At 69.1% G+C, this 19,077-nt stretch carries 20 protein-coding genes; 11 read left to right on the top strand and 9 right to left on the bottom strand.

Features of this window, described 5'->3' with window-relative positions:
* Positions 1 to 2 precede the first annotated feature (2 nt).
* Positions 3 to 668 carry a phosphatase PAP2 family protein gene (locus AL346_RS11735; protein WP_019401057.1) on the top strand — a complete coding sequence of 222 codons (666 nt, stop codon included), beginning with the start codon at positions 3 to 5 and terminating at the stop codon, positions 666 to 668.
* Positions 669 to 732: 64 nt separating this feature from the next.
* Positions 733 to 2,517, top strand: coding sequence for an ABC transporter ATP-binding protein (locus AL346_RS11730; protein ID WP_019401058.1), 1,785 nt, complete (start codon positions 733 to 735; stop codon positions 2,515 to 2,517).
* 11 nt (positions 2,518 to 2,528) lie between these two features.
* Here AL346_RS11730 and AL346_RS11725 read toward each other — a convergent pair whose 3' ends face one another.
* Positions 2,529 to 3,251 (bottom strand): tyrosine-protein phosphatase, encoded by a 723-nt coding sequence (locus tag AL346_RS11725; protein WP_019401059.1) that lies wholly within the window; start codon positions 3,249 to 3,251, stop codon positions 2,529 to 2,531.
* A 196-nt stretch (positions 3,252 to 3,447) separates the two neighbouring features.
* On the opposite strand from AL346_RS11725, the gene AL346_RS11720 reads away from it, so the two are divergent.
* The 3 genes from AL346_RS11720 (at position 3,448) to AL346_RS11710 (ending at position 5,672) form a co-directional block, all read left to right on the top strand.
* A complete protein-coding gene (locus tag AL346_RS11720) occupies positions 3,448 to 3,954 on the top strand; it encodes a GNAT family N-acetyltransferase (RefSeq protein ID WP_019401060.1) in 507 nt (168 codons plus the stop codon).
* Positions 3,955 to 4,079: 125 nt separating this feature from the next.
* Complete coding sequence (gene ppa, locus AL346_RS11715) at positions 4,080 to 4,616, top strand: inorganic diphosphatase (protein WP_019401061.1); 537 nt, start codon at positions 4,080 to 4,082, stop codon at positions 4,614 to 4,616.
* 405 nt (positions 4,617 to 5,021) lie between these two features.
* A complete protein-coding gene (locus tag AL346_RS11710; RefSeq protein WP_019401062.1) occupies positions 5,022 to 5,672 on the top strand; it encodes a LysE family translocator in 651 nt (216 codons plus the stop codon).
* An 11-nt stretch (positions 5,673 to 5,683) separates the two neighbouring features.
* Here AL346_RS11710 and trmD read toward each other — a convergent pair whose 3' ends face one another.
* The 7 genes from trmD to AL346_RS11680 form a co-directional block, all read right to left on the bottom strand.
* Positions 5,684 to 6,373: a tRNA (guanosine(37)-N1)-methyltransferase TrmD gene (gene trmD / locus AL346_RS11705; protein WP_019401063.1), complete on the bottom strand. Its 690-nt coding sequence runs from the start codon at positions 6,371 to 6,373 to the stop codon at positions 5,684 to 5,686.
* Positions 6,374 to 6,376: 3 nt separating this feature from the next.
* A complete protein-coding gene (gene rimM, locus AL346_RS11700; protein ID WP_245258852.1) occupies positions 6,377 to 6,985 on the bottom strand; it encodes a ribosome maturation factor RimM in 609 nt (202 codons plus the stop codon).
* A complete protein-coding gene (gene rpsP / locus AL346_RS11695; protein WP_019401065.1) occupies positions 6,982 to 7,353 on the bottom strand; it encodes a 30S ribosomal protein S16 in 372 nt (123 codons plus the stop codon). The genes rimM and rpsP overlap by 4 nt, the downstream gene beginning before the upstream one ends.
* Positions 7,354 to 7,356: 3 nt before the next feature.
* Positions 7,357 to 7,875, bottom strand: coding sequence for a hypothetical protein (locus AL346_RS25040; protein WP_156332741.1), 519 nt, complete (start codon positions 7,873 to 7,875; stop codon positions 7,357 to 7,359).
* 3 nt (positions 7,876 to 7,878) lie between these two features.
* On the bottom strand, positions 7,879 to 9,441 hold the full coding sequence (ffh, locus tag AL346_RS11690) for a signal recognition particle protein (RefSeq protein ID WP_019401066.1): 1,563 nt from the start codon (positions 9,439 to 9,441) through the stop codon (positions 7,879 to 7,881).
* A gap of 557 nt (positions 9,442 to 9,998) precedes the next feature.
* Complete coding sequence (locus AL346_RS11685; RefSeq protein WP_019402018.1) at positions 9,999 to 10,367, bottom strand: DUF488 domain-containing protein; 369 nt, start codon at positions 10,365 to 10,367, stop codon at positions 9,999 to 10,001.
* Positions 10,364 to 11,203 (bottom strand): GyrI-like domain-containing protein, encoded by an 840-nt coding sequence (locus AL346_RS11680; RefSeq protein ID WP_019402017.1) that lies wholly within the window; start codon positions 11,201 to 11,203, stop codon positions 10,364 to 10,366. The genes AL346_RS11685 and AL346_RS11680 overlap by 4 nt, the downstream gene beginning before the upstream one ends.
* A gap of 173 nt (positions 11,204 to 11,376) precedes the next feature.
* Between AL346_RS11680 and dapF the strand changes: the two genes are divergently transcribed.
* Both dapF and mtaB read left to right on the top strand, forming a co-directional pair.
* Positions 11,377 to 12,246: a diaminopimelate epimerase gene (dapF, locus tag AL346_RS11675; RefSeq protein WP_019402016.1), complete on the top strand. Its 870-nt coding sequence runs from the start codon at positions 11,377 to 11,379 to the stop codon at positions 12,244 to 12,246.
* The gene (mtaB, locus tag AL346_RS11670) at positions 12,246 to 13,484 is read left to right on the top strand and encodes a tRNA (N(6)-L-threonylcarbamoyladenosine(37)-C(2))-methylthiotransferase MtaB (RefSeq protein ID WP_019402015.1); all 1,239 of its coding nucleotides are present in this window, start codon (positions 12,246 to 12,248) and stop codon (positions 13,482 to 13,484) included. Before dapF ends, mtaB begins: the two co-directional genes overlap by 1 nt.
* A gap of 4 nt (positions 13,485 to 13,488) precedes the next feature.
* Here mtaB and AL346_RS11665 read toward each other — a convergent pair whose 3' ends face one another.
* On the bottom strand, positions 13,489 to 14,193 hold the full coding sequence (locus tag AL346_RS11665; RefSeq protein WP_082312501.1) for a GntR family transcriptional regulator: 705 nt from the start codon (positions 14,191 to 14,193) through the stop codon (positions 13,489 to 13,491).
* Between the two features lie 482 nt (positions 14,194 to 14,675).
* Between AL346_RS11665 and AL346_RS11660 the strand changes: the two genes are divergently transcribed.
* The 4 genes from AL346_RS11660 to AL346_RS11645 all read left to right on the top strand — a co-directional run bounded on the left by AL346_RS11660 (position 14,676) and on the right by AL346_RS11645 (position 19,011).
* A complete protein-coding gene (locus AL346_RS11660; RefSeq protein WP_053193686.1) occupies positions 14,676 to 15,683 on the top strand; it encodes a 4-hydroxythreonine-4-phosphate dehydrogenase PdxA in 1,008 nt (335 codons plus the stop codon).
* A 55-nt stretch (positions 15,684 to 15,738) separates the two neighbouring features.
* Complete coding sequence (locus tag AL346_RS11655; protein ID WP_371179633.1) at positions 15,739 to 16,731, top strand: Bug family tripartite tricarboxylate transporter substrate binding protein; 993 nt, start codon at positions 15,739 to 15,741, stop codon at positions 16,729 to 16,731.
* 210 nt (positions 16,732 to 16,941) lie between these two features.
* Positions 16,942 to 17,442 (top strand): tripartite tricarboxylate transporter TctB family protein, encoded by a 501-nt coding sequence (locus tag AL346_RS11650; protein WP_019402013.1) that lies wholly within the window; start codon positions 16,942 to 16,944, stop codon positions 17,440 to 17,442.
* 51 nt (positions 17,443 to 17,493) lie between these two features.
* Complete coding sequence (locus tag AL346_RS11645; protein ID WP_019402012.1) at positions 17,494 to 19,011, top strand: tripartite tricarboxylate transporter permease; 1,518 nt, start codon at positions 17,494 to 17,496, stop codon at positions 19,009 to 19,011.
* Positions 19,012 to 19,077 lie beyond the last annotated feature (66 nt).

Here is a 19,077-nt window from a genome sequence, read left to right as displayed (position 1 = left end):
CCATGGCGTACACGCACGCATCCGGTGCTCTTCCGTGGCGGGCGGGCTGGCCCGCGATCTGCCTTGCCGCCCTGCCCTTCGTCCTGCTCGCCGTGAGCCTCGGCGCCGGGACAGTCGGGGCCTTCGACCGCAGCATCCTGCTCGCCCTGCGCGATGGCGAGGGCAATCCCGTCGGGCCGTGGTGGCTCATCGTCGCGGCGCGCGATGCGACGGCGCTCGGCAGCATCACGGTGCTGGTGCTCCTCGCCCTCACCGCCATCGCCTACTGCATCGCGGACGGGGCCCGCCGGGAGGCGGGGGTGATCGCCGTCGCCTTCGTCGGCGGCGTCATCCTCAACACCGCCCTCAAGCACGTCATCGCCCGGGCCAGGCCGGACCTCGTCAATCACGAGGTGACGGTCTACACACCGAGCTTCCCCAGCGCGCATGCCATGCTGACGGCGACGCTCTTCCTCGTCATCGGGGCGCTGGCGGCGGCCGGCCAGTCAAGCCCCGCGGCGCGCCGCTTCGTGCTTGCCGCGGCGGTCACCATGATCGTCGTGGTCGGGCTCAGCCGGGTCTTCCTCGGCGTGCACTGGCCCTCGGACGTGCTGGCGGGCTGGAGCGCCGGCATCGCCTGGGCGCTCACCTGCCTCAGGTTCCTCGGTCCCCGGCCCGCGACGGCCTGACCGGTCTGCCACCCGTTGTGCGGGGCTGCGCCCCGTGCTAGCGGCTCAGGCCATGAGCCAGCCCATGCGCAAGCGCCCACCCCTCGTGACGAGAGACACCCTGCCCACCCTCATGCGCCTGTGGCGCGAATGGGTGCGGCCGCACTGGGGAACGCTCGCGCTCGTCCTCCTCCTCATCGCTGTCGTCTCGGCGGCGACCGGGGCCTATCCGCTGCTCATCAAGGAGGCCTTCAACGCCTTCGAGCAGAAGAACGAGGAGGCGCTCCTCTTCGGGCCCATCCTCGTCATCGTGCTGACGGCGATCCGCGGCGGGGCGCTGTGGGCGCGCGCGGTGCTCACCAACAAGGTGGTGACGCGCGTCGAGGCCGACATGCAGAGCGCGCTCTATGCCCATCTCATCGATGCCGACATCGCCCAGCTCGGGCGCGAGAGCCCGGCGGCACTGACCCAGCGCTTCACCACCGACTTCGCCTTCATCAAGGAGGCGCTGACGCGCGTCTTCACCGTCTTCCTCAGCGACCTCGGCATGGTGATCGCCCTCGTCATCTCCATGCTGTGGATCGACCCGTGGCTGACGCTCGCCGCCGCCGTGGTCGCGCCCTTCGCCTCGCTGCCGATCTCGCGCATCGGCCGCAAGCTGCGCCGCGTCGCCACCTCGACGCAGGAAGAGATCGGCGCCATGGCGAGCCACGTCTCGGAGAGCCTCGCCGGTGTGCGCGTCGCCAAGGTCTTCTCGCTCGAGGGCTATCTGAAGCAGCGCGCGGCGGACGCCTTCGAAACCGTGCGCGCGCTCAAGATGAAGGCGGCCAACGCCCGCGCCAAGCTCGACCCGCTGCTCGAGATCGGCGGCGGCGTCGCCGTTGCGGGGGTGCTGGTGCTGATCGGCTGGCGCATCATGCGCGGCGAGAGCACGGTCGGCGACTTCACCGGCTTTGTCGCCGCCTTGCTGATGGCGGCGCAGCCCATCCGCGCCATCGGCAATCTCAACGCCATCGTCCAGGAGGCCATGGCGGCGCTGAAGCGCTATTTCGCGGTGATGGACGAGAAGCCGACCATCCTCGACCGGCCCGACGCCCGGCCGCTCGCCGTCTCCTCCGGCCTCGTGCGTTTCGAGAACGTGCACTTCCACTACCGCTCGGACGTGCCGGCGCTCGAGGGCGTCGACCTTGCCCTGCCGGCCGGCCGCACGACAGCCCTCGTCGGCCGCTCCGGCTCGGGCAAGTCGACCCTGATGTCGCTGGTGCCGCGCCTTTATGACGTCACGGAGGGGCGCGTCACCATCGACGGCACGGACGTGCGCGCGGCGACGCTCGCCAGCCTGCGCACCAACATCGCCGTCGTCAGCCAGGAGGTGGTGCTGTTCGACGACACGGTGCGCGCCAACATCGCCTTCGGCCGCCCCGGCGCGGACGACGCGGCCATCGAGGCGGCGGCGAAGGCGGCGGCCGCGCACGACTTCATCGCCCGGCTGCCGGAAGGCTACGAGACGCGCGTCGGCAGCGCCGGCGCGCGTTTGTCGGGCGGCGAGCGTCAGCGCATCGCCCTTGCCCGCGCCATCCTGAAGGATGCGCCGATTCTCCTCCTCGACGAAGCGACGAGCGCGCTCGACACCGAGTCGGAGAAGGCCGTGCAGGAGGCGCTCGCCCGGCTCATGCGCGGGCGCACCACCATCGTCATCGCCCACCGCCTGTCGACGGTGCGCGACGCCGATCTCATCGTGGTCATGGACGGGGGGCGCGTCGCCGAGACCGGGCGGCACGACGAGCTCGTCGCCCGCGACGGCATCTATGCCAAGCTCTACCGCCTGCAGCTCGCCGACGACGTCACGCCCGTGCAGGCGGCCAAATAGCCGAGCCTACCTCATTCGCGCCGCATGATGCGGTCGACGACGATGTCGGAGAAGAAGCCGGGCTTGAACTCGCGCTCCAGCCGCTCGGGATCGTAGCTCTCGGCAACCCAGGTCAGGAAATCCTGCCCCCTGGGCTCGCCCTCGCGCCGGTAGGTCTCGAAGAAGGCGTCGAGAATGCCGGTCTTGGCGAAGCGGAAATGGCCGAAGCGCAGCGAGAGCTGCCGCATCGCCTCCGCCACCGGCCGCTTCTCGTGGATGATGAGGTAGAGCGCCGCCATGAAGCCGGCCCGGTCGGCGCCCGACTTGCAATGCACCAGCACCGGATAGTCCAGCGTCTCGAAGAAGTCCTTGGCCGCGAGAATCGTGGCGCGGTCGGGCGCGCCGCGCGAGCGCACGACGAAATCGGTGAGCCGGATACCGAGCTGTTCGCAGGCTTCGCGCTCGAGCGGCCAGGAGCCGTATTCGCGCCCGCCGCGCAGATTGACGATGGTGCGCACGCCGGCCCGCGCTGCCGCCCGGATCTGGTGCGGCGCCGGCTGGGCGGCGCGCCAGAAGCGCTCGGTCACGCGGTGGCTGTTGAGATAGGCGAGGCGGAAGATGCCGTGGTCGACGAAGACCATGTTGACCCAGGCGCGCCAGCGGTCGAGCCCGTCGGCGACGGGCCGGTCCCAGCGGGCGATGCGCGCCATGCGGCGCCGATAGCGCTCCTCCGGCTTTCGGAAACGGTTGATCAAGCGTCCTCTCGACACATGCACGCGGCCTGCGGCCCTGCCCGCCATGGGCCTGCCTTGGGCGCGCAGGCTTTACATCCCGCGGGGGCATAGCAGCCCCGGTCGAGGCCTGCAATCTCACCGATGTAGATACACAAAGCCTGTTCAACAAGGCGTGTGGGCCTTGTAAGGGGGGCGAAGCGCGCGTATTTTGGTTGTCATGAGCGAGCTCGTCATCAGCCTGCGACCGGCACGCCCCACCGATGCGGTGGAACTGGCGGCCGTGCATGATGCGGCCTGGAAGGAAGCTTACCGGGGCGTCCTGCCCGGCGTCGTCCTCGAGCAGATGGTTGCCCGCCGCGGGCCGCGCTGGTGGCGCAATGCGGTGACGCGGCCGCGCCGCATCAGCGTCGTCGATTTCGGCGGCAAGCTGGCGGGCTATGCCATCTACGGGCCGACGCGCAGCCTCAACCTGCCGCAGGGCGGCGAGATCGACGAGCTCTATATCGACCCCGTGATGCAGGGCATCGGCCTTGGCACACGCCTGTTCGCCGCGGCCCGGCAGGAGCTGGCCGCGGAGGGCCGCCGCGGCCTCGTCGTCTGGGCGCTCAGCGACAACGAGCGTGCCTGCCGCTTCTACGAGCGCCTCGGCGGGCGCGTCGCGGCGGAGGCCAAGGCCCTCTTCGGTGGGCGGCCCTGCGCCAAGGTGGCCTACACCTTCGCCTGATCCTCGTTCCTGCTGACACGTCCTCGCACGAGCACGCCCGGCTTGCGAAGCCGGGCCCGGGCGCTTACTAGAGGGGCGGCCGCAAGGGTGCGGCGCACCATTCTGCCCTCAGGAGTGACATACCGATGCGTCTCGACGCGATTGCGATCGGCAAGAATCCGCCCCACGACGTCAATGTCGTCATCGAGGTGCCGATCGGCGGCGAGCCGATCAAGTACGAGCTCGACAAGGAGGCCGGCACGCTGGTCGTCGACCGCTTCCTCTACACCGCCATGCGCTACCCGGGGAACTACGGCTTCATTCCCCACACGCTCTCCGACGACGGCGACCCCTGCGACGTGCTCATCGCCAACACGCGCGCCATCATTCCCGGCGCCGTGATGTCGTGCCGCCCGGTCGGCGTCCTCATCATGGAGGACGAGGCGGGCCAGGACGAGAAGATCATCGCCGTGCCCTCGCACAAGCTCACCAAGCGCTACGACCGCTGCGAGAGCTACACGGACCTGCCCGAGATCACGCTCAAGCAGATCGAGCACTTCTTCGAGCACTACAAGGACCTCGAGCCCGGCAAGTGGGTGAAGGTGGTGCGCTGGGGCGACGCCGAGGAAGCCCGCCGCCTCATCCAGGAAGGCATCGACCGCGCCAAGGGCGCCAAGGGCTGAGGCCCTGGTAGATCCACGCTGTGCGGGGCACCCGGTTGCGGGACGTGGATGGCCGGGACAAGCCCGGCCATGACGGCGGGATGCGCTTCCCAGCCGTCATGCCCGCTTGTCGCCGGCATTGTGAGCAAAGGTGATCCTGGCCGCCTGCCCGATCTTGTTTACCCGCGTTCTTCTTAGCCCCTCACTCCACCCCTCTTCCCCGCAGGCAGGGAGAGGGAGGCTCCCGGCAGGCTGCCGTCCTCGGCTCAAGGTCGCCTTGAAGCGCGCGATGTTCCCTCTTCCCGCAAGCGGGGAGAGGGTCAGGGTGAGGGGCCCTGGCACACCATCTGAAACCCACAAAACCCGATTGACAGCTTCGCCCCGCCGCGGGCTTGATGACGAAAATCCTTCACGAGGACGTGCGGAATGGACATCGTCATCCCCGGCGCCGCCAATCTCGGCCTGTTCGTCAGCGCCGCCCTGCTCCTGCTGCTGATCCCCGGCCCGGCCGTGCTCTTCATCTTCGCCCGCTCGATCGAGCAGGGGCGGCTTGCCGGCTTCGTCTCCATCGCCGGCATCCATGCGGCGACGCTGGTGCATGTCTTTGCCGCGGCCGTTGGCCTGTCCGCGGTGCTCGCCTCCTCGGCGCTCGCCTTCAGCATCGTCAAATATGCGGGCGCGGCCTATCTCATCTGGCTCGGCCTCCGGAAGCTCTTCGGCCCTGCCGAAATCACCTCGGTCGATGTGGCCCTACCCCGCCACAGCCATGCGCGGCTCTTCCGCGACGGCTTCATCGTCAACCTGCTCAATCCGAAGACGGCGCTGTTCTTCCTCGCCTTCCTGCCGCAGTTCGTGGAGGTGGGCCGCGGCCACGTGGCGATGCAGATCGCCTTCCTGGGCTTCATCTTCACGGCGCTCGGCCTCGTGACCGACGGCCTCTACGCGCTCGCGGCCGGCACGGCGGGCAACTGGCTGAAGCGCAGCCGCGGCTTCCTCAGGCTTGAGCGCTATGTCAGCGGCGGCCTCTACATCGGCCTCGGCGTGACGGCGGCCTTCGCCGGCAACGGCAAGAAGTAGGCGCGGCTTCTTTAGGTCTTCCGCCGCTGCCACAGGTCCGGTCGGCGCGCACGTGTCAGCCGCTCCGCTTCCTCGCGCCGCCAGCGGGCGATGGCGGCGTGATTGCCGGACAGCAGCACGTCGGGAATGGCGCGCCCCTCCCATTCGCGCGGGCGCGTGTAATGGGGATATTCGAGCAGGCCGCCCTCGAAGCTCTCCTCCTCGCCCGAGGCCTCCTTGCCCATGACACCGGGCAGGAGGCGCACGCAGGCGTCCATCAGCACCATCGCCGCGATCTCGCCGCCGGAGAGCACGTAATCGCCGATCGAGACCTCCTCGAGCCCGCGTCCCTCGATGACGCGCTCGTCCACGCCCTCGAAGCGGCCGCAGACGACGACCGCGCCGGGGCCGGCGGCAAGCGCGCGCACGCGCGCCTGGTCGAGCGGGCGGCCGCGGGGGCTCATGAGGAGGCGCGGCCGCGGATCGTCCGCCGGCGCGGCGGCGTCGATGGCGGCAGCGAGCACGTCGGCGCGCAGCACCATGCCGGCGCCGCCGCCGGCGGGCGTGTCGTCCACCGCCCGGTGGCGGCCGAGGCCGTGGGGACGGATGTCATGGGTGTCGAGATGCCACAGGCCGCGCGCCAGCCCCTCGCCCGAAAGGCTCTCGCCGAGCGGGCCCGGGAACATCTGCGGATAGAGGGTGAGGACGGTGGCCTGCCACATGGGTCAGCCCTCGCCCTCGTCGTCCTCGTCCCCCGCAGCGAGGCTCTCCGTCGCCACGACCACGCGGCCACCGGCGATGTCCACCTCCGGCACGAACGCCTTGGTGAACGGCCACATCACGGTGGGGCCGCCCTCCGCCGGGGCGACCTCCATGACGTCGCCCGCCCCGAAATCGTGCAGGGCGACGATGCGGCCGAGCACGGTGCCGGCCGGATTGTGGACGGCAAGGCCGATGAGATCGGCTTGCAGGTATTCGTCCTCGTCGAGCGTCTCGGCATCGAGGCTCTCGCGCGGGACGTAAAGGCGCAGGCGCGTCAGCGCCTCGGCCGCCGTGCGGTCGGTGATGCCGGCGACGCGCACGACGAGCATGTCGGCCGCGCCGGCGACGGGCCGCGCCGCCTCGATGCGGAAGCGGCGGCTGCCGTCCTCGCTCTGCAGGGTCGTGAAGCGGGCGATGGCCGCCGGCTCGGCCGTGTAGGACTTGAGCCGCACCTCGCCCCTGAGCCCCTGCGCGCGGCCGAACTCGCCGACGAGCACGAGCCGCCGCGCCGCGCCCGACGAAGCGGGAGCGGCGGACGACGGCCCGGTCGCCCTTGAGGAGCGGCGGCTCACGCCTCGGCGGCTTCAGCCGGCGCGGCAGCGGCCTCGGCCGCGGCGGCACGCTCGGCGGCGCGCTCCTGCGCCTTCTTGCCCGGCTGGGCCTTCTGCGGGTTGTTGCGGGCCGGGCGCTTCAGGACGCCGGCGTTGTCGAGGAAGCGCAGCACGCGGTCGGTCGGCTGGGCGCCCTTGGCGATCCAGGCCTTGGCCTTCTCGATGTCGAGCGCGACGCGGGCCGGATCGTCCTTGGCCTTCATCGGATCGTAGGTGCCGATCTTCTCGATGAAGCGGCCGTCACGCGGGGAGCGCGAATCGGCGACGACGATGCGGTAGTAGGGGCGCTTCTTGGCGCCGCCGCGCGTCAGGCGGATCTTGAGAGACATACTTTACTCCTTGTCGTTGAACGTTACTTCTACCTTAAGACGATCCCACTCGTATTTCATAATTATACGACTCTGCTCGGTAAAATCGCCTAATTTATATTTTCCGGAACCACGAGTCAGCTCTGATATTATCTCATGCAACTTCTTTCCATTCTCTTCATTGGGATTTATAAGCAATTTAATGTAATGTCCATGATATAAAAGATTTGATACTTCTTTGTCATCTCCTCCTTCTCTTATTTTTTGCAACGCAAAGTCGAACGAAGATGTCGTCTCGTCTTTCTTATATTTCACCATGATCATCGTATAACATCTAGCAAACTCCGCTAGATGCATTCTCAACACTTCAATCCACTCTCTCCGAAATTCGGCCACCCTACGGCGCCCCTCAACATCAATCATAGCTCGCGAGTTAGCATTGCTTGATTTAATATTTTTCATGGAAACTACAAATGAAACTACTGCTATGGCAATCGTTGCCACGCCTACACTTAAATTTCCAAAGTCAACCTGATAGTTCATGGCTCACTTCTTCTTGCCGAAGGGGAAGCCGGGAAGACCGGGCGCTCCCGGCCCCTTGCCGCCGAGCCCCGGCAGGCCGGGCAGCTTCGGCGCCCCGAAACCGCCGGGCGGCAGCGGCGGCAGGCCGCCGGCGCCACCGGGCATGGTCTCGGGCAGGCCGCCGGGCAATTGCCCCTTGAGCTGCTCCAGCATCTCCGGCGTCGGCTGCGGCATGCCGCCCCCGAGGCCGAACATCTTGCCGAGCGCCCCGCCCATGCCGCCGCGCCCGCCCTTGCCCATCATCTTCATGACGTCGGCCATCTGGCGATGCATCTTCAGCAGCTTGTTGACGTCCTCGACCTTGGTGCCGGAGCCGGCGGCAATGCGCTTCTTGCGGCTGGCCTTGAGGATGTCAGGGTTGCGCCGCTCCTTCGGCGTCATGGAATCGATGATGGCGCGCTGGCGGCGGATGACCTTGTCGTCGAGATTGGCGTTCTCGAGCTGGGCCTTCATCTTGCCGATGCCCGGCAGCATGCCGAGCACGCCCTTCATGCCGCCGATCTTCTCCATCTGGCCGAGCTGCTCGCGCAGGTCGTCGAGGTCGAAGGCGCCCTTGCGCATCTTGTCGGCGATGCGCTTGGCCTTCTCGGCGTCGATGGTCTCGGCCGCCTTCTCGACGAGGGAGACGATGTCGCCCATGCCGAGGATGCGGTTGGCGACGCGCTCGGGGTGGAACTCTTCGAGCGCATCGACCTTCTCGCCCGTGCCGACGAGCTTGATGGGCTTGCCGGTGACGGCGCGCATGGAGAGCGCGGCGCCGCCGCGCCCGTCGCCGTCCATGCGGGTCAGCACGATGCCGGTGACGCCGAGGCGCCCGTCGAAGGCCTTAGCGGTATTGACCGCATCCTGGCCGGTGAGGCTGTCGGCGACGAGCAGCACCTCGTGCGGCGCAGTCGCGGCACGCACCTCGGCCGCCTCCGCCATCAGCGCCTCGTCGACCGTGACGCGGCCGGCGGTGTCGAGCATGACGACGTCGTAGCCGCCGAGGCGGGCCGCCTCCATGGCGCGACGGGCGATCTGCACCGCCGACTGGCCGGCGACGATCGGCAGCGTGTCGACGCCCACCTGCTTGCCGAGCACGGCGAGCTGCTCCATGGCCGCCGGGCGGCGCGTGTCGAGCGAGGCCATGAGGACGCGGCGCTTCATCCTGTCGGAGAGGCGCCGGGCGATCTTGGCCGTCGTCGTCGTCTTGCCCGAGCCCTGCAGGCCGACCATGAGGATGCCGACGGGCGCGGGGGCGTTGAGGTCGATCCCCTCGGCCTCCTTGCCGAGCATCTCGACGAGGGCGTCGTGGACGATCTTGACGACCATCTGGCCCGGCGAGACCGACTTGATGACCTCGGCGCCGACGGCGCGGCTGCGCACCGTATCGGTGAAGGAGCGCACCACCTCGAGGGCGACATCCGCCTCGAGCAGCGCGCGGCGCACCTCGCGCAGGGCCTCGTTGACGTCGTTCTCGGTCAGCGCGCCGCGGCGCGTCAGGGAGCCGAGAATGCCGGACAGCTTGTCGGACAGGCTTTCGAACATCGTCTAGCGGTCCTCCGATGGGGTCCTGCCGGCACGCGGGCAGGACGAGGCACTGCGCCCGACATGGGCCGCCCCGATCCGTTCCGCAATGTCCGCCTCAGCGCGTCGCATCATGTCTTCCCGTGACCCGAGGGCCCAAAGCGAAACGCACCCGAGGGCGCAACGCGCTGTCGGGTGTTGACCTCCAGCCTCACGGGCTGGGCGGCGGCTCGCGAACGGACCGTTCGAGCTTTGACCGCGTCCTTATGCTGCGGCAGGCCTTGCGAGTCAAGGAAAAGGGAATGAGCGCCGCCGTCTCGCCCGCTGCAGAGACGCTGCAGAGATAAAGATCGAGAGGCCACATACGAGCCGCGCTGTTCCCCTCCCCCCGCTTGCGGCGGGGAGGGGTTAGGGGTGGGGGGCGGCTCCGCAAGGGCAACGGGACCCCAGCCATGACTTGCAAACTACCTGCCTGCTGCACCGCCCCCCAACCCAACCCTCCCCGCCACTTCGTGGGGGAGGGAGGAGCTTCAGCGTCCGCGTGGGCCTATGATGGGGCTGGGATGAGCTGTCCGTGCCTATTCCTGCCGTCCCAGCAGAAACGCCTGCAGCAGCACCGCGCTGTTTTGTTCACGGCTGCGGGCAGCCGACAGCAGGGTGATCTTGCCCTTGGCCGCCTCGGCCCGCAGCATGGCAAGGCCCGCCTTGGCATCGCCCTGCGCCGCCTCGAGCTCCGCGCGGTAGCGGGCCTGGAATTCCTCCCACTTCGCCGGTTCGTGGCCGAACCACTTGCGCAGGTCCGGCGAGGGCGCGACCTCCTTCAGCCACAGATCCCACGGCGCCGTCTCCTTGGCGACGCCACGCGGCCATAGCCTGTCCACCAGGATGCGCTTGCCGTCCCCCTCTTCCGGCGGATCGTAGACGCGCTTGACCGCGATCTCGCTCATTGCGGGCCTCCCGCTTCAGGGGTCTTCGGAGCATCCAAGCCGGGCTCTGCCGGCGTAGCCGCCGGGGGCGCGGAAGCCGGCGGCGGCGCGCTGCCGGGAGGGGCGGCGGGCGGAGGCGCGCCCGCTTCGGCCGGCTGGACGTAGATGTAGACCTCGAGGCCGGCATCGTCGCCGCTCGTCAGGTCTGTCGCATATTCCTCGATGAACATGTCGCGGACCGTGATGGCCTTGGCGTCGAGATAGGCGGTGATGGCCTCGTAGGTGGAATCGATCTCGTCGTAAGGGCCCTTGTGCACGAAGCGCAGGGCCTTGCCCGATGGCGTCGTGCCGAAGCGGATGCCTTCCGGCGGCCGGGCTGCGCCCGCAGCCGGGGCCGTCTCGACCGGCAGCAGCGCGTCGTAGCGGAACCCGGTGTCGTCCGTTTCGAGGAAGAGCACCACGGGGCGGCCCGCGATCTTGACGCCGGCACCGTCGAGGAAGATGCGCAGCTTGCCGAACGTCTCCTTGAGGGTCTTGACGGAATCGTCCCACTGCGCCCGGCCGCCCGCGATGGCGGCCGGCTTCTCCGGCAGCGTCACCTCGTCGACATCGCCTGCATTGGCCGGCGGCGGCACGAGCGTCGGCTGCGCGGGTGTCGACAGGCCCGGCGGCGGGGGCGGAGCGTCCGCCGGCGGAGGGACTTCGGCGGGAGCGGCCGGAGCAGCGCCGATAGCCGGGGCCTCGGCGGGCGCCGGCGCAGCCGCCGCCGGTCCCGCGAACAGGAGGACGAGAGCGCAAGCGGCGGCGAAGATCCTGCCGCGAGCCGCACCGATCAAGGGCCACGAAGCCGTCGTCATCTGCCGCACCCAACCGTTTCGCGGAACCCCGCGAATCGCCCTCCCCAGTCTTCCCGACCATAGGCGGCTTTGGGCGAGGCCGCGAGACGCGCCGTTGCGGAAGGGACTCGCGCTTTTGCGCGACATGGCCCATATACCGGAGGAATTTCGCGGCCCGGCCGCCGGACGACACGATGAACGCGCTGATCGGACACCCCTTTCTCAAGATGAACGGCCTCGGCAACGAGATCGTCGTGCTCGACCTGCGCGGGGAGCGGCACGTCGTCACGCCCGCCGAGGCGCGCGCCATCGCGGCCGATCCCGCCTCGCATTTCGACCAGCTGATGGTGCTCAACGACCCGCGCACGCCCGGCACCGACGCCTTCATGCTGATCTACAACGTGGATGGCTCGCTCTCCGCCTCCTGCGGCAACGGCACGCGCTGTGTCGCCTGGGCGCTGACGCGGGACGGGGCGCGCGACGAGCTCCTGCTCGAGACCGAGGCCGGGCTGCTCGCCTGCCGGCGCGAGGGCGAGTGGCTCTTCACCATCGACATGGGCGCGCCGCGCCTGAGGTGGGACGAGATCCCGCTCGCCGAGGAGTTCCGCGACACGCGCGCCATCGAACTGCAGATCGGCCCCATCGACGCGCCGGCGCTGCACTCGCCCTCGGTGGTCAGCATGGGCAACCCGCACGCCATCTTCTGGGTGGAAGACGTCGAGGCCCACGACCTCGCCCGCCTCGGGCCGCTCCTCGAGAACCATCCGATCTTCCCCGAGAAGGCGAACATCTCGCTTGCCGCGGTGAAGAGCCCGGAGCACGTGGTCGTCAAGGTGTGGGAGCGCGGCGCCGGCCTGACGCGCGCCTGCGGCTCGGCCGCCTGCGCCGTCGCCGTCGCCGCCGCACGCAAGGGCCTCACCGGACGCAAGGTGCGTGTCACGCTGCCGGGCGGCGACCTCCTCATCGACTGGCGCGAGAGCGACGGCCACGTCATGATGACGGGGCCGGTCGAGCTGGAGCACGAAGGCCGGTTCGCCGCGGAGCTCTTTGCGGAAACGGCCTGATGGGCGTCGAGGTCGTCACCTTCGGCTGCCGGCTCAACATCGTCGAGTCGCAGGTCATCAAGCGCCATGCCGAGGCGGCGGGGCACGATGCGCTCGTCGTCGTCAACACCTGCGCCGTCACAGGCGAGGCGGTGCGCCAGGCGCGCCAGACCATCCGCCGTCTGAAGCGCGAGCGGCCGGACGTGACGGTCGTCGTCACCGGCTGCGCGGCACAGGTCGACCCGGCGAGCTTCGCGACGATGCCCGAGGTCGCGAAGGTCCTCGGCAATGCCGAGAAACTCGAAGCGCCGAGCTGGCGCGGGCTCGCCGAGGGCGAGAAGGCCGCGGTCGGCGACATCATGGCCGTGCGCGAGACGGCGACGCATCTCGTGGACGGCTTCGACGGCCATGCACGCGCCTTCCTGCAGGTACAGAACGGCTGCGATCACCGCTGCACCTTCTGCATCATCCCCTTTGGGCGCGGCAACTCCCGCTCGGTGCCGATGGGCGCGGTGGTCGAGGCCGTCAGGCGCCTCGTCGGCAACGGCTATCGCGAAGTGGTGCTGACCGGCGTCGATCTCACGGCCTATGGCCGCGACCTGCCCGGTGCGCCGCCGCTCGGCCGGCTCGTCGGCCAGATCCTCAAGCACGTGCCGGACCTGCCGCGGCTGCGCCTGTCGTCGATCGATTCCGTCGAGGCGGACGAGGAACTGCTCGCCGCCATCGCCGGCGAGCGGCGGCTGATGCCGCATCTGCACCTGTCACTGCAGGCCGGCGACGACATGATCCTGAAGCGCATGAAGCGCCGGCACCTGCGCGAGGACGCCATCCGCTTCTGCGAAAGCGTGCGGCGGGCACGGCCCGACATCGTCTTCGGCGCCGACATCATCGCCGGCTTTCCGACCGAGACCGAGGAGATGTTCGAGCGCTCGCTCGCCATCGTCGGCGAATGCGGGCTGACGCATCTCCATGTCTTCCCCTTCTCGCCGCGGCCCGGCACGCCGGCGGCGCGCATGCCGCAACTGCCGCGCGAGGTGGTGAAGGAGCGCGCCGGACGCCTGCGCGCCGTTGGCGAAGAGGCGCGCCGGCGGTTTCTCGCCACCCAGGTCGGCACCCGGCAGAGTGTCCTCGTGGAGCGGGGCGACGTCGGCCATACGGAGGGCTTCGCGCTGGTGCGCCTGCCGTCTGGCCTCACCGTCGGCGATGTCGTCGACGTCACCATCGCGCGCCACGACGGGGAAGCGCTGATCGCCGCCTGAGACCCTACGGGAGCGTCTGCCTGACGCGTTCCCAGCTGTTTCGCATGTGGTTTGCGAGGATTTTGGCGAGGCGGTCGGGGGCGCGGGCGGTGAGGGCCGTGATCATCTCCTCGTGCTCGGCGACGGCCTCGTCCCACTTGGGCGGCTCCTGGTTGCCGAGGAAGCGGATGCGCTTGAGGCGCGACTGCAGCGTCTCGTGGATGTCGGCGAGCACCGCATTGCCCGACAGGCGCACGATGGCGGTGTGGATGGCCTGGTTGAGCTTGAAGTACTCGAGCCGGTTGCGGCTTTCGTAGAAGGCCATCATGCGCGCATGGAGAGCGGCGACCGCGGCGATGTCGGCGTCGCTGGCATGGGCGCAGGCAAGGCGCCCGGCCTCCGCCTCCAGCGTCGCGAGCACCGTCAGCATGTCGTAGACGTCCTTCGGCGAGAAGCGGCGCACGATGGCGCCGCGGCTCGGCACCAGCTCGATCAGCCCCTCGCGCGCCAGGAACTTCAGCGCCTCGCGCAAGGGCGTGCGCGAGATGCCCAGCGCCGCGCCGAGCTGGCCCTCGTGCACGCGCGCGCCCGGCGCCAGCTGGCCCTCGGTGATCATGTCGCGGATGCGGGTGACGACCTCGTCGTGCAGCGTGCGCCGGGCGATGGGGCGGGCCTCCTCGGGGGCCGCCTCCGGCTTGTCCGCCGACGGGGCGATGGTCTCGTCTGTCATGCTCACCTGTGGTCTCGGCCTCGTGGTCGGCTCGGGATCGGGATCGCCGCCCTGGATTGCCTTGGGATCACCTTGGGGATCGGCTCGGGATCGTCTTGGACCGGACGGGCCAGCGGGCGAAGGCCCGGCGCCCGATCCTGGCGCGAACTCCTTTGCTATCCCTCTGCTACCCCCTGGCGAACCCGCCGGGATCTCCCGGCGGATCCCTTGGCAGTTCCTTGGCAATTCCTTGTCGAATCCCTTGGCGAATCCCTTGGCGAATCCCTTGCGCGTCAAGGCTCATGATGCCTGCGGCGGGGGCGGCGGTCAATTGAACGCCGTATGATGGCATTCTGTATACAGCATACTTGACGACAGGAGCGCGCCCCTCTAGCCTCCCCTCAACCCATCTCCAGGAGGTCCGCGTCGTGGCGCAAAGGCCGCTCAATTCCGCTCCCCAGCCGACCCTCGCCCCAACGATTGCCCCAACGGTCGCTCTCGCCATGGGCGATCCCGCCGGCATCAGCCCGGAGCTCATGGCCAGGGCCCTCCATCTCGACGACCTGCGCGCCGCCGCCCGCCTCGTCGTCTTCGGCGACCGGCGCGTCCTCGCCGCCGGCGCGGCGATCGCCGGCGTGTCCCTTAAGATCGCCGTCGTCACCGACCCGGCCGAGGCCGCGGCCGGCGAGACCCGGCCCATCTTCGTCGACCTCGGCCATCTCGACCCGGCCACCATCCGCCCGGGCGAGGTCAGCCGCGCAGGCGGCGCCTTCGCCGTCGCCAATTTCCGCGCTGCCCTCAAATACGCCATGGCCGGCCACGCCCAGGCGGTCGCCTTCACCCCCTTCAACAAGGCGGCCATGCGCCTCGCCCATCCCTCCTACGAGGACGAGATCACCTTCCTCACCGAGGAGGTCGGGGCCGAGGGTCCGGCGAGCGAGTTCAACATCCTCGAGGGCCTGTGGAACGCCCGCGTCACCTCGCACGTGCCGCTCAAGGACGTCGCCGGACTGATCACCCGCGAAGCCGTGCGCGACGGCCTCGCCCTCGCCGACGGCGCCATGCGCCAGGCGGGCTTCGCCCGCCCGCGCATCGCGGTGGCGGGGCTCAACCCGCATGCCGGCGACGGCGGCAACTTCGGCCGCGAGGAGATCGAGGTGATCGCGCCGGCCATCGCCGAGGCCAAGGCCCGCGGCATCGCCGCCGACGGGCCGTTTCCCTCCGACACCGTCTTCCTGCGCGCCAGGGCCGGCGCCTTCGACGCGGTGCTGACCATGTACCACGACCAGGGCCAGATCGCCATGAAGCTCATGGGCTTCGACCGCGGCGTCACCATGCTCGCCGGCTTCCCCGTCCCCGTCCTCACCCCCGCCCACGGCACCGCCTACGACATCGCCGCAAAGGGCATCGCCAATATCGGCGCTACACGCGCCGCATTCAGCCTCGCCGCAAATATCGCCGCAAAGCGGCTTGCGGCGCAGGAGCCGGACGTCCGCACGGCGGCCGGCTGAACAATCCGCCCGATCAGTGGCGGCCCGGAAGAAGAAACTGGAGGAAACGATGATGATGAAAAAGGCGCTGATGGCTGCGACGGCCCTCGTCGCGGCGCTGGGCATCTCGGCGGCGGAAGCGGCGTGGAAGCCCTCGAAGCCGGTCGAGTTCGTGGTCACCTCCGGCGCCGGCGGCGGCACGGACCAGTTCGCCCGCACCGTGCAGGCGATCATCACCAAGCACAACCTGCTCGACCAGCCGGTGGTCGTGGTCAACAAGGGCGGCGGCAGCGGCGCCGAGGGCTTCGTCTACGGCAAGACGGCCGCGGGCGAGCCGCACAAGGTCATCTTCGCCACCAACAACGAGTGGCTGCTGCCCCTCGTCGCCAAGCTCGCCTTCAAGCCGGAGGACCTGACCCCGGTCGCGGCCATGGCGGTCGACGAATTCCTGCTCTGGGTGCCGGGCGATTCCCCGCATCAGGACGCCAAGAGCTTCATCGAGGCGGCGAAGGCTGCGCCGGGCAAGGTGAAGATCGGCGGCAGCCAGTCGAAGGACACGGACCACATCCTCGTCAAGCAGATCGAGAAGGCCGCCGGCATCAAGGTGACCTACGTGCCCTTCAAGAGCGGCGGCGAGGCGGCGACCCAGCTCGCGGGCGGCCATGTCGAGGCCAACACCAACAACCCGGCGGAGAACCTCGGCCAGTGGAAGGCCGGCGGCGTGCGCCCGCTGTGCGTCTTCGCGCCCGACCGCATGGCCAAGGGCGAACCGGTGGTGGACGGCAAGGGCTGGGCGGACATCCCGACCTGCAAGGAGGCCGGGGTGCCGCTCGAGCACTACCAGATGCCGCGGACCGTCTTCCTGCCCGGAAGCGTGCAGCAGGACGCCGTCGACTTCTACGTCGATCTTCTGAAGCAGGTGCGCGAGAAGCCGGAATGGCAGGAGTACATCACGCGCACGTCGCAATCGAACCGCTTCTTCGCCGGCGAAGACTTCCAGACCTTCATCAAGAACAACGAGGATGAAGGCCGCGCCGTCATCGCCGCCGAAGGCTGGCTGGTGAACTGAGGCGTCGAAGTGCTCTCGTCCCTGCGCAAGTCGCTTACCGATTTGCCGGGGACTGGCGCGGGGTGGAGGCGTGACAGGGAGCGCACAGCCTCCTGCATGCTGCACCACCCCCACCCCCTGCCTCTTCCCGCAAGGGGGGAGGGGAAACGTCATCGCCGCTCGCTGAATGAACAACGACAAGAGCGGGCGGGCCAATCGAGGAGGAGACCCATGTCGACGAACGAAAGAAGCCTCGTCTCCCGCTTCGCCATGGAGGTCGCGACGGGCTGCGCCACGCTCGTCGCGGGCATCGTCGTCGTCCTCGGCGCCATCGAGTACGAGACCGGGTGGGACGAGGGCGGGCCGCAGCCCGGCTATTTCCCGTTCTATGTCGGGCTCATCATCATCGCCGCGAGCCTCGGCGTGCTGGGGCAGGCCTTCCTCAACCACAGGCGCTCGCGCGAGGCCTTCGTCACGCGCGAGGGCTTTGCGCGGGTGATGGCGTTCTTCCTGCCGCTCGCCGCCTTCACCGTCGGCTCCTACGTGCTCGGCCTCTACGTCGGCACCTTCGTCTATCTCGCCGGCGTCATGATCTTCCAGGGCGGCTATCGCTGGCCCTTCGCGCTCGCCGTCGCCGGCGGCATCACGGGCTTCTTCTTCGTGCTGTTCGAGCGCTGGTTCCAGGTGCCGCTGCTCAAGGGGCCGCTCGAAGCCCTCCTCGGCATCTACTGACGCACCACCGCACCAAGAAGCCGCGCACAGCGGCCAGCAGGGAGAAAACGGGTGGAAAACATCGCTTCCCTCATGCATGGCTTCGGCGTCGCGCTGACCATGCACCACGTGCTCCTGATGATGCTCGGCGTGCTGCTCGGCATCCTCGTCGGCGTGCTGCCGGGCCTCGGCGCACCCAACGGCGTCACGCTGCTGATGCCGCTGACCTTCTCGATGGACCCGATCTCGGCCATCATCCTGCTGACGAGCATGTACTGGGGTGCGCTGTTCGGCGGCTCCACGACGTCGATCCTGTTCAACATCCCGGGCGAGCCCTCCTCGGTCGCGACCACCTTCGACGGCCATCCCATGGCCAAGCAGGGGCGCGCGACGGAAGCGCTGACCTACGCCTTCCTCTCCGCCGGCTTCGGCGCGCTCGTCGGCGTGGTGCTCATCACCGTATTGTCGAGCTGGGTGGCGAAGTTCGCCCTGCGCTTCTCCTCGCCCGAGTTCTTCGCCGTCTATTTCCTCGCCTTCGCCTCCTTCATCGGCCTTGGCGGGTCCTCGCCCTTCAAGACCGTCATCTCGATCATGCTCGGCTTCGCCTTCACGGCGGTGGGCATGGACACGGTATCGGGCAGCCTGCGCCTCACCTACGGCATCGACGAGCTCATCCGCGGCATCAGCTTCCTCGTCGCGGTCATCGGCCTCTTCGGCATCGGCGAGCTGCTGCTGACCATGGAGGAGGGGTTGCGCTTCGACGGGGTCAAGGCGCGCGTGTCGCCGCGCAAGGTGTTCGAGACGCTGCTGACGCTGCCGCGCTACTGGGTGACGCTGCTGCGCTCGGCGGCCATCGGCTGCTGGATGGGCATCACCCCAGGCGGGCCGACGGCCGCCTCCTTCATGAGCTACGGCCTCGCCAAGCGCTTCGCCCGCCGGCGCGAGGGCTTCGGCAAGGGCCGCGAGGAAGGCGTCATTGCGCCCGAGACGGCGGACCACGCCGCGGGCTCCAGCGCCATCCTGCCCATGCTCGCCCTCGGCATCCCCGGTTCGGCCACCGCCGCCGTGATGATGGGCGGCCTGATGATCTGGGGGCTGACGCCGGGGCCCATGCTCTTCATCGAGCAGAAGGACTTCGTCTGGGGCCTGATCGCCTCGATGTATCTCGGCAATGTCGTCGCCGTCGTGCTCGTGCTCGCCACGGTGCCCTTCTTCGCCGCCATCCTGCGGGTGCCCTTCGCCATCATCGGACCGGTCATCCTCGTCATCTGCGTCAGCGGCGCCTATACGGTGGCCGGTGCTTCGTTCGACCTCTGGCTGGTGCTGATCTTCGGCGTCGTCGGCTACGTCTTCAAGAAGCTGGACTATCCGATCGCGCCCATGGTGCTCGCCATGGTGCTGGGCGACAAGGCGGAGGACGCCTTCCGCCAGTCGGCGATCATGTCGGGCGGGGATCTGTCCATCTTCTGGTCGAACGGGCTCGTCGCCACGATCATGGCCCTCGGCGTGCTGCTGCTGGTGTGGCCGCTCCTGTCGCTCGTCGTCCAGCGCCTGCGGCCGTCGCGCGATATCGGGGCGACGGCCGCCTGAGCGCGCCCCTCCCCTTTCCTCCCCTGGCGGCAGCGTTCACCCGCTGCCGCACCTTCTCCACCCCGG

It is taken from the genome of Chelatococcus sp. CO-6, assembly GCF_001271345.1.
Classification (GTDB): Bacteria; Pseudomonadota; Alphaproteobacteria; order Rhizobiales; family Beijerinckiaceae; genus Chelatococcus_A; species Chelatococcus_A caeni.
The sequence above is the reverse complement of the archived record's forward strand: the minus strand, read 5'-3'. Positions and strand labels throughout refer to the sequence as shown.

What these genes read in the sequence shown, in the direction of transcription:
- AL346_RS11710 (WP_019401062.1), top strand. Translation starts at nt 5,022, where the DNA reads ATGGACATCGTCATCCCCGGCGCCGCCAATCTCGGCCTGTTCGTCAGC.
- AL346_RS25040 (WP_156332741.1), bottom strand. Translation starts at nt 7,875, where the DNA reads ATGAACTATCAGGTTGACTTTGGAAATTTAAGTGTAGGCGTGGCAACG.
- AL346_RS11655 (WP_371179633.1), top strand. Translation starts at nt 15,739, where the DNA reads ATGAAAAAGGCGCTGATGGCTGCGACGGCCCTCGTCGCGGCGCTGGGC.
- AL346_RS11730 (WP_019401058.1), top strand. Translation starts at nt 733, where the DNA reads ATGCGCAAGCGCCCACCCCTCGTGACGAGAGACACCCTGCCCACCCTC.
- AL346_RS11720 (WP_019401060.1), top strand. Translation starts at nt 3,448, where the DNA reads ATGAGCGAGCTCGTCATCAGCCTGCGACCGGCACGCCCCACCGATGCG.
- AL346_RS11650 (WP_019402013.1), top strand. Translation starts at nt 16,942, where the DNA reads ATGTCGACGAACGAAAGAAGCCTCGTCTCCCGCTTCGCCATGGAGGTC.
- AL346_RS11735 (WP_019401057.1), top strand. Translation starts at nt 3, where the DNA reads ATGGCGTACACGCACGCATCCGGTGCTCTTCCGTGGCGGGCGGGCTGG.
- ffh (WP_019401066.1), bottom strand. Translation starts at nt 9,441, where the DNA reads ATGTTCGAAAGCCTGTCCGACAAGCTGTCCGGCATTCTCGGCTCCCTG.
- AL346_RS11660 (WP_053193686.1), top strand. Translation starts at nt 14,676, where the DNA reads ATGGGCGATCCCGCCGGCATCAGCCCGGAGCTCATGGCCAGGGCCCTC.
- mtaB (WP_019402015.1), top strand. Translation starts at nt 12,246, where the DNA reads ATGGGCGTCGAGGTCGTCACCTTCGGCTGCCGGCTCAACATCGTCGAG.
- AL346_RS11665 (WP_082312501.1), bottom strand. Translation starts at nt 14,193, where the DNA reads ATGACAGACGAGACCATCGCCCCGTCGGCGGACAAGCCGGAGGCGGCC.
- dapF (WP_019402016.1), top strand. Translation starts at nt 11,377, where the DNA reads ATGAACGCGCTGATCGGACACCCCTTTCTCAAGATGAACGGCCTCGGC.
- ppa (WP_019401061.1), top strand. Translation starts at nt 4,080, where the DNA reads ATGCGTCTCGACGCGATTGCGATCGGCAAGAATCCGCCCCACGACGTC.
- AL346_RS11680 (WP_019402017.1), bottom strand. Translation starts at nt 11,203, where the DNA reads ATGACGACGGCTTCGTGGCCCTTGATCGGTGCGGCTCGCGGCAGGATC.
- AL346_RS11685 (WP_019402018.1), bottom strand. Translation starts at nt 10,367, where the DNA reads ATGAGCGAGATCGCGGTCAAGCGCGTCTACGATCCGCCGGAAGAGGGG.
- trmD (WP_019401063.1), bottom strand. Translation starts at nt 6,373, where the DNA reads ATGTGGCAGGCCACCGTCCTCACCCTCTATCCGCAGATGTTCCCGGGC.
- rpsP (WP_019401065.1), bottom strand. Translation starts at nt 7,353, where the DNA reads ATGTCTCTCAAGATCCGCCTGACGCGCGGCGGCGCCAAGAAGCGCCCC.